This window comes from Serratia sp. CY27727, from assembly GCF_052169275.1.
GTDB lineage: Bacteria > Pseudomonadota > Gammaproteobacteria > Enterobacterales > Enterobacteriaceae > Serratia > Serratia sarumanii.
Genome location: NZ_JBJNLB010000001.1, coordinates 756445 through 770291, shown reverse-complemented (window position 1 = coordinate 770291; position 13847 = coordinate 756445). Strand labels below are relative to the sequence as shown.

Annotated in this window: 13 protein-coding genes; 9 read left to right on the top strand and 4 right to left on the bottom strand. The window is 58.5% G+C overall.

Annotated elements, in window-relative coordinates:
* Positions 1 to 93: 93 nt before the first annotated feature.
* From ACJ8HB_RS03785 to ACJ8HB_RS03770, 4 genes are all read left to right on the top strand, one after another.
* Entirely contained in the window at positions 94 to 705 is a 612-nt protein-coding gene (locus tag ACJ8HB_RS03785; RefSeq protein WP_047568575.1) for a cytochrome b/b6 domain-containing protein, read from the top strand.
* A gap of 10 nt (positions 706 to 715) precedes the next feature.
* On the top strand, positions 716 to 1492 hold the full coding sequence (locus ACJ8HB_RS03780; protein WP_047568573.1) for a molybdopterin-dependent oxidoreductase: 777 nt from the start codon (positions 716 to 718) through the stop codon (positions 1490 to 1492).
* 59 nt (positions 1493 to 1551) lie between these two features.
* Positions 1552 to 1842: a pentapeptide MXKDX repeat protein gene (locus tag ACJ8HB_RS03775; protein WP_033637682.1), complete on the top strand. Its 291-nt coding sequence runs from the start codon at positions 1552 to 1554 to the stop codon at positions 1840 to 1842.
* A 65-nt stretch (positions 1843 to 1907) separates the two neighbouring features.
* Positions 1908 to 2378: a YkgB family protein gene (locus ACJ8HB_RS03770; protein ID WP_033637683.1), complete on the top strand. Its 471-nt coding sequence runs from the start codon at positions 1908 to 1910 to the stop codon at positions 2376 to 2378.
* A 44-nt stretch (positions 2379 to 2422) separates the two neighbouring features.
* On the opposite strand, the gene ACJ8HB_RS03765 is transcribed toward ACJ8HB_RS03770, so the two are convergent.
* Positions 2423 to 4462, bottom strand: coding sequence for a choline transporter (locus ACJ8HB_RS03765; RefSeq protein WP_033653535.1), 2040 nt, complete (start codon positions 4460 to 4462; stop codon positions 2423 to 2425).
* 399 nt (positions 4463 to 4861) lie between these two features.
* Between ACJ8HB_RS03765 and betI the strand changes: the two genes are divergently transcribed.
* From betI to betA, 3 genes are all read left to right on the top strand, one after another.
* A complete protein-coding gene (gene betI / locus ACJ8HB_RS03760) occupies positions 4862 to 5464 on the top strand; it encodes a transcriptional regulator BetI (protein ID WP_004939107.1) in 603 nt (200 codons plus the stop codon).
* Positions 5465 to 5478: 14 nt separating this feature from the next.
* Entirely contained in the window at positions 5479 to 6951 is a 1473-nt protein-coding gene (betB, locus tag ACJ8HB_RS03755; RefSeq protein ID WP_033653381.1) for a betaine-aldehyde dehydrogenase, read from the top strand.
* A gap of 137 nt (positions 6952 to 7088) precedes the next feature.
* Positions 7089 to 8756 carry a choline dehydrogenase gene (gene betA / locus ACJ8HB_RS03750; protein ID WP_060427987.1) on the top strand — a complete coding sequence of 556 codons (1668 nt, stop codon included), beginning with the start codon at positions 7089 to 7091 and terminating at the stop codon, positions 8754 to 8756.
* Positions 8757 to 8865: 109 nt separating this feature from the next.
* Here the strand turns inward: betA and ACJ8HB_RS03745 are convergent, their stop codons facing one another.
* The 3 genes from ACJ8HB_RS03745 to ACJ8HB_RS03735 all read right to left on the bottom strand — a co-directional run bounded on the left by ACJ8HB_RS03745 (position 8866) and on the right by ACJ8HB_RS03735 (position 12006).
* Positions 8866 to 10491, bottom strand: a complete 1626-nt coding sequence (locus ACJ8HB_RS03745; protein WP_047568563.1) for an FMN-binding glutamate synthase family protein — start codon at positions 10489 to 10491, stop codon at positions 8866 to 8868.
* 186 nt (positions 10492 to 10677) lie between these two features.
* A complete protein-coding gene (locus ACJ8HB_RS03740; RefSeq protein ID WP_004939094.1) occupies positions 10678 to 11268 on the bottom strand; it encodes a LuxR family transcriptional regulator in 591 nt (196 codons plus the stop codon).
* A 21-nt stretch (positions 11269 to 11289) separates the two neighbouring features.
* Positions 11290 to 12006, bottom strand: coding sequence for an EAL domain-containing protein (locus ACJ8HB_RS03735; RefSeq protein WP_047568560.1), 717 nt, complete (start codon positions 12004 to 12006; stop codon positions 11290 to 11292).
* A gap of 472 nt (positions 12007 to 12478) precedes the next feature.
* Here ACJ8HB_RS03735 and ACJ8HB_RS03730 point away from each other — a divergent pair, with 472 nt between their 5' ends.
* Positions 12479 to 13036 (top strand): fimbrial protein, encoded by a 558-nt coding sequence (locus ACJ8HB_RS03730; RefSeq protein WP_041034152.1) that lies wholly within the window; start codon positions 12479 to 12481, stop codon positions 13034 to 13036.
* 81 nt (positions 13037 to 13117) lie between these two features.
* Positions 13118 to 13846: a fimbrial biogenesis chaperone gene (locus tag ACJ8HB_RS03725; protein ID WP_041037933.1), complete on the top strand. Its 729-nt coding sequence runs from the start codon at positions 13118 to 13120 to the stop codon at positions 13844 to 13846.
* Position 13847: the final 1 nt, after the last annotated feature.

Genomic DNA, 13847 nt, shown 5'->3' with positions numbered 1-13847 from the left:
AGTTATCACATTTTATTTAACTTTGCGTGAGGTCTTGGGGAACAAATCCGGGGAATACTCGGCTCATCGCCTCATTGGTCGCCAGGAGTTCGCATGAACCTCACTCTCACCCCGGAACAACGACAGACGGTGCATCCGCTGTGGCTGCGGTTGACGCACTGGCTGAATGCGTTGGCGATGCTGATCATGGTGACCAGCGGCTGGCGCATCTACAACGCCTCGCCGCTGTTCAACTTCAGCTTTCTCAATGAGCTGACGCTCGGCGGCTGGCTGGGCGGCGCGCTGCAGTGGCACTTCGCCGGCATGTGGCTGTTCGGCGTCAACGGGCTGTGCTACCTGCTGATCAACCTGGCCAGCGGGCGTTTCAAACGCAAATATTGGCCGCTCAGCCCACGGCAGTTTCTCGCCGATATAGGCGCCGCGCTGCGCGGCAGGCTGCAACACGCCGACCTGCGCCACTACAACATGGTGCAGCGCGTGGCCTATCTGTCGGTGATGACCCTCGGCGCGTTGAGCGCGCTGTCCGGGCTGGTGCTGTGGAAATCGGTGCAGTTTCCGCTGCTGCGCACGCTGCTCGGCGGCTATGAGGCGGCGCGCTATATCCACTTTTTCGCCATGTCGGCGCTGGTGGCCTTCGTCGCGATTCACCTGGTGATGGTGGCGCTGGTGCCCCGGACGCTGCTGGCCATGCTGCGCGGACGCTAAGGAGTGAATGATGGAAAAGGATAAACAGATCATGACGATCGATGAAGGGCAGGCGATCGTCAAAGAAGCGCAGCGGCTGTTGAGCGCGTCATCCCGCCGCCGCTTTCTGCGCAATGGCCTGACGCTGGGCGGCATCGCCATGCTCACCGGCTGCGATCTCAGCGATAACGCCAACGTTGAACAGGCGCTGAGCCGCATGTCGCGCTTCAACGATCGGGTGCAGGGCTGGCTGTTCAACGGCGATCGCCTGGCGCCGGTCTACCCGGAATCGATGATCACCCGGCCGTTCCCGTTCAACGCTTTCTACGCCGAGGAGGACGCGCCGGACATCAACGGCGACGACTACCGGCTGGAGGTGGCCGGACTGGTGCAGGACAAACGCGCCTGGAGCCTGCCGCAGCTGCACCGGATGGCGCAGGTCAGCCAGGTGACGCGCCATATCTGTGTCGAGGGCTGGAGCGCCATCGGCAAGTGGGGCGGCGTGCCGTTCGCGACCTTCCTCAAGGCGATTGGCGCGGATCTGAGCGCCCGCTACGTCAGCTTCAAATGCGCCGACGACTACTACACCAGCATCGATATGGCCACCGCGCTGCATCCGCAGACGATTATCGCGCTGACCTATGACGGCCAGATCTTGCCGCGCAAGTATGGCTACCCGATGAAGCTGCGCATGCCGACCAAGCTGGGCTACAAGAATCCGAAACACATTCAGGTGATCGAGGTCACCAACCGCTTCCCGGGCGGTTACTGGGAAGACCAGGGCTACAACTGGTTTGGCGGCAGCTGAGGCGGCCGCCGGCCATTCTCCGGCACTCCGGTGCCTTTGACATGACGGAAGGAAATACCATGAAAAAGTTATTTGCAATGATGATGTGCAGCGCGCTGATGCTGGGCGTAGCCGGCGCCAACGCCGCTGATGGCATGAGCAAAGACGCGATGAAAAAGGACGGCATGAGCCAGATGTCGCACGACGGCATGGCGAAAGATGGGATGAAGAAAGAGTGCATGGGCAAGGACTGCATGAAGAAAGACAAGATGGGCAAAGACGCCATGAAAAAGGATGGCATGGCGAAAGACGGTATGGCCAAAGACGGCATGAAGAAAGACGAAATGAAGAAGGACGCGATGGGGCACTAAGCCGCCGCACTCCGCGGCCGCCAGCGGGCGATCCGCGGCGGCCGTGGGCAACATAAGGAGAGAGGATGATGCTGGCGACATGGCTGCGGCGCTTTCAACGCTCGAACGGGGACGTTATCTTTATGCGCGCGGCGCTGGTGGTGATCTTCGCCGCCTTCGGCTACGCCAAATGGTTTGATTACGAGGCGCAGGGGCTGGTGCCGCTGATCGGCAACAGCCCGCTGCTGAGCTGGATGCATCAGGCGTTCGGCATCCGCGGCGCCAGCTATGCGCTGGGCGTCGCCGAGTGGAGCTTCGGTTTGCTGCTGCTGGCGGGATTCTGGTCGCGGCGGCTGGGGTTGCTGGGGGCGATCGGTTCGACGGTGACCTACCTGACTACGCTGACGCTGATCTTTTCCACGCCGGGTGCCTGGGAGCCTTCCGCCGGCGGTTTTCCGGCCATGGCCGGCGCCACCAGCTTTTTGATCAAGGATCTGGTGTTGCTGGCCGGTTCCCTGGTGCTGCTGAAAGCCGATTTGCCGGCCGAGCAGGCATAAAAAAGGGCGTAGCCTGGCTACGCCCTCTGGTTATTGATCGACCGTCACATATCCGGGAAGGTCAGGGTGCCCCCCGGCGCTTCGCGATGAATGTGCAGGAAGTTCAGGTGCTTCTCGTACTGGTCGAGGATATCGCCAATCACCTGTTCCTTGCTGTAGTCCATCAGGTCGTTGCCCTGGGTGCCTTCCATCAGGAAGGTTTCCAGCCGGTAGTAGTGCGATTTACCGGAGCGGGCGCGATAGGTGAAGCCCGGCACCGAGTAGCGCATCGGCCAGATCTGATAGATAAAGTTCTGTTCCTCGCCCAGGTGCACCAGCAGCTCCAGGTGGTTCAGGCGTTCATCTTCGGTCGGCGGCACTTCGCTGAACTCCACTTTCGCACCGCGCAGCTCCAGCTCGCGCGCCACGTCCTGCATTGCCGGGCGGCAGACTTTATCCAACATTTTCTGCGTGTACTGGGTGCCCGGGTAGTTCATCACCCGCGACAGGCGCTGTTTCCAGTTGAGCACGTCGTGGCTGGAGACCGGCACCGGCGCCAGGGTGCTGAGCGCGCTGGCCTTGCGGTAGTCTTCCACCCGCAGCGATTTATACAGCCCGGCCATCACGAAGAAGATCACGAAGCTGAACGGCAGGCCCATGATCACCGTGGTTTTCTGCAGCGCCGGCACGCCGTCGGTCATCAGCATGCCGATGGTCAGCAGGCCGATGGCCACCGACCAGAAAATCCGCAGCCAGTTTGGCGCATCATTATTGATGTCGGCCAGGCGCGAGGTGAAGTTGCCCAGCACCAGCGAGCCGGAGTCCGCCGAGGTGACGTAGAACAGCAGGCCGGTGATGGTGGCCACCGAGGCGCTGAAGGTGAAGCCGGGGTATTGCGCCAGCAGGCTGTAGAAGCCGCGCTCCGGGAACTGCATCACTTCCTGCGCAAACTCGGCGTTGCCGTGAATGATCTGGTACAGCGCGCTGTTGCCGAAGATAGACAGCCACAGCAGGGTGAACACGAACGGAATGATCAGCGTGCCGACCACGAACTGGCGAATGGTGCGCCCGCGCGAGATGCGCGCCAGGAACAGGCCGACGAACGGCGACCACGCCACCCACCAGGCCCAGAAGAACAGCGTCCAGTTGTTCATCCACTCCACCGGCCGATCGAAGGCGAAGCTGTTGAGCGTCATGCCCATAAAGCGGTTGATGTAATCGCCGACGTTGAGCACCAGCGCATTGAGCAGGAACTCGGTGTCGCCGAAGAACAGCACGAACAGGATCAGGCCCAGCGCCAGCAGCACGTTCAGCTCAGACAGGATGCGGATGCCCTTGTTGACGCCCGAGGTGACCGAGATGGTGGCCATGATCACCGACAGCAGGATCAGCGAGCCCTGCACCGTCAGGTTTTCCGGGATCTCGAACAGCACCTTGAGGCCGTAGTTGAGCTGCACCACGCCGATGCCCAGCGTGGTGGCGATGCCGAAGATGGTGCCGAGCACCGCGGCGATGTCCACGCTGTGGCCGATCGGGCCATTGATGCGCTTACCGAAGATCGGGTACAGCGCCGAGCGGATGGTCAGCGGCAGATTGTAGCGATAGCTGAAGTAGCCGAGGGCGATGCCCATCAGCGCATACATCGACCAGCCGGTCAGGCCGTAGTGGAACAGCGTCCAGACCATCGCCTGGCGCGCGGCCTCCAGCGTTTGCGCGTCGCCTTCCGGCGGCATCATGTACTGGGTCACCGGCTCGGCGACCGAGAAGAACATCAGGTCGATGCCGATGCCGGCGGCGAACAGCATCGCCGCCCAGCTCATCAGGCTGAACTCCGGCTTGGACTGCTCCGGCCCGAGCTTGATCGAACCGAAGCGCGAAGCGGCGATAAACACCACGAACACGATGTACAGCGTCGCCGCCAGCAGGTAGTACCAACCGAAGGTGGTCGACACCCAATTCAGCGTGCGGGTGATCCACTGCCCGGAGAAGTCGGTGAAAAAGATGGTCATCAGCGAGAAGGCCAGGATCAGCCCCGCCGAGGTGAAGAAAACCACAGGGTTGAGGCGGTCCTGCTGTGGTTTGGAGGAGGTTTCGCGTGTTGTCATCGTCATCCTCTGAACTGAGTAAAATCGTGCCGCTCCGCATTTCGGGGCGCGTTGGCGCCGCCGGAAAACGGGCGAATGAAGGCGGCGGCCACCCCATCAGGAGGGCCTGAGTGACGCCGCTTTCGCCTGTTAACGAAGCGCCGGCGCGCTTCGCGGCGGGAACCGCTTACAGCCACTGATTTTGGTCAGATTCGTTAATTACCTCACAAAAATCAGCCAGTTCCACAACCAGATAGTACAAATTTTTAACCAGGCGGCAATAAAATATATGCAATTTTTATTGAACGTTCAATCAAAAAAAAGTTTAATAGTCCCCATGATGACCTGAATCACGGGCGAAACGGCAGTGAAATTTGCCCGCTGAGATAAGGCCGAAGTCGGTTTTGTGAGAGTCGAAATATGCCAAAGGTAGGAATGCAGCCAATCAGAAGGCAGCAGTTGATTGATGCCACGCTCGCCGCGGTAAACGAAGTGGGAATGCATGACGCCACCATCGCGCAGATCGCGCGGCGGGCCGGCGTTTCCAACGGCATCATCAGCCATTATTTCAAGGACAAGAACGGCCTGTTGGAAGCCACGATGCGCTATCTGATCAGCCATCTGGGCGAGGCGGTGAAGCTGCGCTTGCAGGCGCTGACCGATAACAGCCCGGCGGCGCGGCTGCAGGCGATCGTCGCCGGCAACTTCGACGACAGCCAGATCAACAGCGCGGCGATGAAGACCTGGCTGGCCTTTTGGGCCAGCAGTCTGCACCAACCGCAGCTCAACCGGCTGCAGCAGGTGAACGGCCGCCGGCTCTATTCCAACCTGTGCGCCGAGTTTCGCCGCGTCATGCCGCAGCCGCAGGCGCGGTTGGCGGCCAAGGGGCTGGCGGCGCTGATCGATGGACTGTGGCTGCGCAGCGCGCTGCGCGGCTCGGCGTTCAATCAGGCGCAGGCGCTGGCGCTCACGACCGAATACATCACGTTCCAACTCCGGGGGCAGACGCCGCCCGGAGGATAACTCAAGGAGATCCTATGTCCCGTTTTGGCTTGCAGAAGCTCTATATTCATGGCGCCTATGTAGACAGCACCGCTGGAAAAACCTTCAACGCCATTAACCCGGCGAACGGCGAAGTTCTGGCGGAAGTCCAGGCCGCCGGCGCTGAAGACGTCGATCGTGCGGTGGCCAGCGCGGCCAGCGGGCAGAAAGTGTGGGCGGCGATGACGGCGATGGCGCGTTCGCGCATCCTGCGCCGCGCGGTGGATATTCTGCGCGAGCGCAACGATGAGCTGGCGGCGTTGGAAACGCTGGATACCGGCAAAGCGATGTCGGAAACCACCGCGGTAGACATCGTCACCGGCGCCGACGTGCTGGAGTATTACGCCGGCCTGATCCCGGCCATTGAAGGCGAACAGATCCCGCTGCGCGAAACCTCATTCGTCTACACCCGCCGCGAACCGCTGGGCGTGGTGGCCGGCATCGGCGCCTGGAACTACCCGATTCAAATCGCGCTGTGGAAGTCCGCGCCGGCGCTGGCGGCGGGCAACGCGATGATCTTCAAACCGAGCGAAGTCACCTCGTTGACGGCGCTGAAGCTGGCGGAAATTTACACCGAAGCCGGCCTGCCGGACGGCGTCTTCAACGTGGTGACCGGCAGCGGCGCGGAAGTGGGGCAGTACCTGACCGACCATCCGGGCATCGCCAAAGTCTCTTTCACCGGCGGGGTGAAAACCGGCAAGAAGGTGATGGCCAACGCGTCGGGGTCGACGCTGAAAGAAGTCACCATGGAACTGGGCGGCAAGTCGCCGCTGATTATCTTCGACGACGCCGATCTGGATCGCGCCGCCGATATCGCCATGATGGCCAACTTCTACAGCTCCGGCCAGGTGTGCACCAACGGCACCCGCGTCTTCGTGCCGGCGGCGCTGCAGGCGCAGTTTGAGGCGAAAATCCTCGAGCGGGTGAAGCGCATTCGCCTCGGCGATCCGACCGATCCGCAGACCAACTTCGGGCCGCTGGTCAGCTTCGCGCACATGGAATCGGTGCTGCGCTTTATCGAAAGCGGCAAGAACAGCGGCGCGCGCCTGCTGTGCGGCGGCGAACGCGTCACCCACGGCGAATTCGGCAAGGGCGCTTACGTGGCGCCGACGGTATTCAGCGACTGCCGTGACGACATGGAAATCGTGCGCGAGGAGATCTTCGGGCCGGTGATGAGCATTCTCAGCTACCAGAGCGAAGAGGAAGTGGTGCGCCGCGCCAACGATACCACCTTCGGCCTGGCCGCGGGCGTGGTGACCAACGATCTGGCGCGCGCGCACCGCGTGATCCACCAGCTGGAAGCCGGTATTTGCTGGATCAACACCTGGGGCGAGTCGGCGGCGGAAATGCCTGTCGGCGGCTACAAGCAGTCCGGCGTTGGCCGCGAGAACGGCCTGACTACGCTGGAACACTACACCCAGATCAAATCGGTGCAGGTTGAGCTGGGCGAATACGCCTCGGTATTCTGATCTTCCCGCCGTCTTTCGAGCCGCAGCCGCGTTGGCTGCGGCCGACAATCTCTAGAGAGCCAAAATACACCGCCTGTTGCCGAGTCGCGCTTCGCGTTTTCGCATCGTGCAAGCCTATAAAAGTAAGGAGATAATGAATGGAATTTGACTACATCATTATCGGTGCCGGTTCCGCCGGCAACGTGTTAGCCACCCGATTGACCGAGGACGCCGACGTCAGCGTCCTGCTGCTGGAAGCCGGCGGCCCGGATTACCGGATGGATTTCCGTACCCAGATGCCGGCCGCGCTGGCGTTTCCGCTGCAGGGCCGCCGCTATAACTGGGCGTATGAGACCGATCCTGAGCCGCACATGAACAATCGCCGGATGGAATGCGGCCGCGGCAAAGGGCTGGGCGGTTCGTCCCTGATCAACGGTATGTGTTACATTCGCGGCAACGCGATGGACTTCGATAACTGGGCCAAGGCGCCGGGTCTGGAAGACTGGACCTATCTGGACTGCCTGCCGTATTTCCGCAAGGCGGAAACGCGCGATATCGGCCCGAACGACTATCACGGCGGCGAGGGCCCGGTGAGCGTCACCACGCCGAAAGCCGGTAACAACGAACTGTTCCACGCCATGGTGGAAGCCGGCGTGCAGGCGGGTTACCCGCGCACCGACGATCTGAACGGTTACCAACAAGAAGGCTTCGGCCCGATGGATCGCACCGTGACGCCGAAAGGGCGCCGCGCCAGCACCGCCCGCGGCTATCTGGATCAGGCGCGTTCGCGGCCGAACCTGAAGATCGTCACCCATGCGCTGACCGACCACATTGTGTTCGACGGCAAGCGTGCGGTGGGCGTCAACTATTTGCAGGGCGACAGCAATCAGCTGATCCACGCCAAAGCGCGGCGCGAAGTGCTGCTGTGCGCCGGCGCCATCGCCTCGCCGCAGATCCTGCAGCGTTCGGGCGTCGGCCCGGCGGCGCTGCTGAACAGCCTGGATATCAAGGTGGTGCACGATCTGCCGGGCGTCGGGGAAAACCTGCAGGATCACCTGGAGATGTACCTGCAGTACGCCTGTAAGAAACCGGTGTCGCTGTACCCGGCGCTGCAATGGTTCAACCAGCCGAAGATCGGCGCGGAATGGCTGTTCAACGGTACCGGCGTTGGCGCCAGCAACCAGTTCGAGGCCGGCGGCTTCATCCGCAGCCGCGCAGAATTCGCCTGGCCGAACATTCAGTATCACTTCCTGCCGGTGGCGATTAACTACAACGGCAGCAACGCGGTAAAAGAGCACGGCTTCCAGGCGCACGTCGGCTCGATGCGTTCGCCGAGCCGCGGCCGGGTGCAGGTGAAGTCGAAAGATCCGCGCCAGCACCCGAGCATTCTGTTCAACTACATGTCGACCGAACAGGATTGGCAGGAGTTCCGCGACGCTATTCGCATCACGCGCGAGATCATGGCGCAGCCGGCTTTGGACGAATACCGTGGCCGCGAGATAAGCCCGGGGCCGGAGGTGCAGACCGACGAGCAGCTGGACGCCTTCGTGCGCGAGCACGCCGAAACCGCCTTCCACCCGTCCTGCTCGTGTAAGATGGGCGAGGATGAGATGGCGGTGGTCGATGGGCAGGGCCGGGTGCACGGCATGGAAGGATTGCGGGTGGTGGATGCGTCAATCATGCCGCTGATCATCACCGGCAACCTGAACGCCACCACCATCATGATCGCCGAGAAGTTAGCCGATCGCATTCGCCAGCGCGCGCCGCTGCCGCGCAGCACCGCCGACTATTACGTCGCCGGCGATGCGCCGGTGCGCAAACAGTAACCGACACGCCCTCTCGCCGTTGAGGGGGAGGGCCGCCGTAGCAAGCAACCCCTCTCCATATGCTCTTCCCCAAGGCGAGGGGGCAACTCTCTTTTTATTCCTTATCCCATCATGCCGCCGGCAGCGAGATCGCCTGATCGAAACTGGTGGGCGTCGCCATGCGCCACATGCGGGCATAGAACTCGCTTTTGATCTCCGGCTGCAGCAGCGCGCCCGGCTCCAGGTAGTAATAGATATCGGCGTATACCTTGATCTCGGTCGGCGTGATGCGGCGCAGCATATGGTGCGAGGTCAGCTGCTCCGGGCGGCTGACGCCGGCCGCCGCCAGCATGTCCGCCAGCGCTTTCACCGTATTTTGATGGAAGTGGTAGACGCGTTCCGCCTTGTTCGGCACCACCAGCGCCTTTTGCCGCAGCGGATCTTGCGTCGCTACGCCGGTCGGGCAGTGGTTGGTGTGGCAGCTCTGCGACTGGATGCAGCCGACGGCGAACATAAAGCCGCGCGCCGAGTTCACCCAATCGGCGCCGAGCACCAGCACGCTGGCGATGTCGAACGCGCTGATGATCTTGCCGCTGGCGCCTATCTTGATCTGGTCGCGCAGGCCGCAGCCTACCAGCGTGTTATGCACGAACAGCAGCCCTTCGCGCAGCGGCATGCCCATATAGTTGGAAAGCTCGAGCGGCGCGGCGCCGGTGCCGCCTTCCTTGCCGTCCACCACGATGAAATCCGGCAGGATGCGGGTGTGCAGCATCGCCTTGACGATGGCGACGAACTCCCACGGGTGGCCGATGCACAGCTTGAAACCGATCGGCTTGCCGCCTGACAGCTCGCGCAGCTGTTGGATGAAATGCATCATTTCCAGCGGGGTGGTGAAGGCGCTGTGCGACGCCGGCGAGATGCAATCGACCCCTTCCGGCACGCCGCGGGTGGCGGCGATTTCCGCATCCACCTTCTTCGCCGGCAGAATGCCGCCGTGGCCGGGTTTGGCGCCCTGGCTGAGCTTGATTTCAATCATTTTCACCTGCGGGCTGTGCGCCTGTTCGGCAAAGCGCCGTGGATCGAAATGGCCGTCGGCGGTGCGGCAGCCGAAATAGCCGCTGCCCAGCTCCCACACCAGATCGCCGTTGTTTTCGCGGTGATAGCGGCTGATGCTGCCCTCGCCGGTGTCGTGGTAGAAATTGCCCTTGGCCGCGCCGAGGTTGAGCGCGCGAATGGCGTTGGCGGAGAGCGCGCCGAAGCTCATGGCAGAAATGTTGAAGATCGACGCGGAGTAGGGCTGGCGGCAGTCGGCGCCGCCGATGGTGATGCGGAAACTGGTCGGGTCGGCGGCTTCCACCGGCCGCATGGAGTGGCCGATGCACTCATAGCCGGTTTGGTAGACGTCCAGCAGGGTGCCGAACGGTTTGTCGCCCATCTCGTTTTTCGCCCGGCGATACACCAGCGTGCGCTGGGTGCGCGAAAACGGGATCTCTTCATTATCCTGCTCGAGGAAATACTGGCGCAGTTCCGGGCGGATGAACTCGAAGAAGAAGCGCATGCGGCCGATGATCGGGTAGTTACGGCAGATGGCGTGGCGCTGCTGGGTGAGATCGTAGATACCCAACACCATCAGGCAACCGCAGGCCAGGGCCGGCAGCCAGAACCACGGATAGTTGTGCATCATGATCAAGAAAGCCAGGGTGAGCAAGATGCTCAGTACAAAGCAGGTATAGCGGCTGAATAAGGACGACTTCATAACATCTCCTGATGTTTATTTTAATCCACACGACATGACTCACGGATAATCCGTGTGCGAATCGTAGCCAACAGGAGGAGATGTTGTGTGTCTGTTGCTGCTTTGTCGCCGGTTGTTACATTAATTTAACGTGGCGGCAGGGGAGACGGGTTGCCGCGCGGCGTACCGCGCAACAAGCCAGGATGTTTATTTGCCGGCGACGAAGATGGTGCTCATGCTGCGCAGCCGCAGCTTTTTCATCGCGCTGTATTTTTGCGAGAAGATGGTTTTCGGGTGCGTGCCGCGCTTTTCCGCAATGTGCAGCAGGCTGTCGCCGCGCAGCAGATTGAAGATCACGTCGCTTTCCGCCGGGCTGAGCTCGCGGGTTTTCTGCACTCTGATGCCGCCTGGCTCCTTGCTTTCCAGCAGCCGCTGGATTTTTTCCTGCAGCGAATAAAGCGGAATGCGGGTAGAGACCAACTCAACGGAAATCCCCAGGATCGACAACAGCTTCACCACGCGCTCGTCGTCATAAAACACCAGAAGACGCGTCTTGCTGTTGTACTGCTGGTGCAGGGACACCAGGCTTTCGATCACGTTAACGCTCTGTTCGAGGTTTTGCGAGGTGAAAATCAGCGCGATATCGTGCTTGGTGATCTTCTCTGCTTTGGCGCCGCCGTGCATGAAATCGGAAAACAGGCGGATATCGTATGCGCCGTAGTGTTTCTTCAGCAGCACCGACAGGCCAACATAGCTGTACTTACACTCACTAATCACAAGAACGTTGTTTTTAGACATAGGGCAAACACCAATACCGAGTTAAAAGTATTCAGCTGTAAGAAGCGAGTTCAAATCCTTGATGCTGGATTCCTTCCACAGCTTTCCCTGCAGTGCGTAATATGGCATTTCATCCAGCCATTTCTTGTGTTCGGGAGTTTCAACTCCTTCGATAATTACCTTGTAATGATTAAGGTAAAAGAAGCGCAGTAACGCGCGCATCAAGCCCTCGCCGCCGGACTTTTTCATGAAGTCCCAAAGCAGAAACCGGTCGAGCTTAACGAAGCGGAACTGGCTGTTGTACAACGCGGAAAAACCCGCATAGCCAGAACCAAAATCATCGAGCCAAAATGAATAACTATTCAATGACGGATCGCCGTGCACGCGATCTTTCACCAGCCGGGTTGAATTCTCGCTGATCTCAAAATGAATACAGCGCAGGGCATTAATTCTTTCGGCAAAGTGAGTATTCGCCAGCGATTGCAGGGAATAATCGTCAACATTCAAAGTGGCTATCACTTGGTTTTCATGAAACCAGTGTTTGTATTTATCGATCAGATTGATCTGATCCATCAAAATCTCAATCCGGGTGGCGCTGTCGGCGTGGCGAAAGAACTGTTCGGGAGAAAAATGGGCGTACTCGCTATTAAACGTAAAGCGAGACAGACATTCAACGGCCAGCAATTGTCCCGATTTCGCGAACATTGGCTGAAAAACATAATTAATGCCGTTATTTTTCTCTCTGAAAGAACTGCTCATTTCCCAATCCTTGGATTGATATTTAACTTGTTGATTTTAAATGGTTAAAAAGAAAGTTACTCCAGATTTATTGGTAAATTTCTTATTTAAAGCGTCAGGGTGGCCGAAACGTGTCGACAGACCATTTAACGCGTAATTCGTGCCGAAGTCCAAACGTTGCAATCTGTTACTAAGTGTAAATATCCGGGATAATATTCTGATTTTCAGGCCTTAATGCAAAATCTTGAACTCTGCAGCTTTCCCAAACACAGATTATTCCTATTCGTATGAATCGTCAACATCGATCGATAGGTATCCGCCGATAGTTTATTCCTATCAAGAGGGGCCTTATGAATGTTTTAAACGATTTAACATTAAGAATATGCTTAGTCTATATTTCGTCCGGCAATGGATTCATCGGGCTTCATTCCTGACAAGGAGTAGCATCGCTGAATGTACTTTATAAGCGTATTAATTCATCGAGAGTCTAAATATGAAAATCTCTAAACTGTCTGCTGTATTGGCATTGGCTGTAAGCACCGCTGCTATTTCTTCTTTCTCTGCTCAAGCTGCTGACGGTACTATTACTTTCAACGGTAAAGTGACTGACCAAACTTGTACTATCAGCACCCCAGGCGGTAAAGATTTCACCGTAACTCTGCCAACTGTTTCTGCTTCTACTCTGGCAACTCAGAGCGCAACTGCTGGCCGTACTCCGTTCGCGATCAACCTGACCAAATGCTCTAAAGGCCAGGTAGCTACTTATTTCGAACCGGGCGCTACTGTTGATTTCAATACTGGCCGTCTGAACAACCAGGCGCAGACTGATGCTGCAACTAACGTGCAGATCCAGCTGCTGGGTAGCAACAACCAATTCCTGCCTATCCTGGCTGCTGGTGCTAATGGCGCGCAGAATAACTCCCAGTGGGTTACCGTTGCTAACGAAGGCGACTCTGCTGACCTGAACTACTACGCTGAATATTACGCTACCAACGCTGCCGGCGCTGGTGATGTGACTTCTAGCGTTCAGTACACCATCATTTACCAGTAAGTAATATTTCTTTAAGTAATATTCTTATTCGGGTGGGGGAGTTATACCCCCACCGTTTTCCCTTACCGTAGCGATAAGATAATGAAGAACTCATTTAAAAAATACAGCATATTGCTGAGCGCCATGCTTTTCAGTAGCAGCGTTTTTTCCAGTGTCATTATTAACGGTACTCGTATTATTTATCCGGGAAAGCAACGGGAAGTTACCGTCCAATTATCAAATAATGGTGCTTCACCGGCACTTATTCAGTCTTGGATTGATGAAGGCGACGCAAAAACCACACCAGAAAACAGCAAAGCGCCATTTATCGTTTCACCGCCAATCAGCCGTGTTGAACCGGCTACCGGCCAAGCGCTGCGCGTTTCATTGACCACGGCGAGTTTGCCGCAAGACAAAGAATCCTTGTTTTGGTTGAACGTACTGGAGATCCCGCCAGCACCAACCGGGGCAAACAATGGCGCACCTGAAAACTTTTTACAGGTGGCATTCCGTACCCGCGTAAAACTGCTTTATCGGCCGACCGGTCTGGCGGGAGAAGCGAATGATGCGCCGGAAAAACTGCAGTGGCGCTTCAGCGCTGCGGGCGTCAGCGTGAAAAACCCAACGCCGTACTATGTGTCATTTACCGAGATTAATGCCGTCGTAAACCAAAAACGTGTGCCGTTGGCCCCGCACGGCGACATGCTGGCACCCGGACAGGAAAAGACATTGTCGTTCTCCGGCGACAGCACGCGCATTGCTGACATTGCCTACACCACTATTAATGATTTTGGCGGACGCGTGTCCCGTACTAAGAATAAGCAAAAGTAAC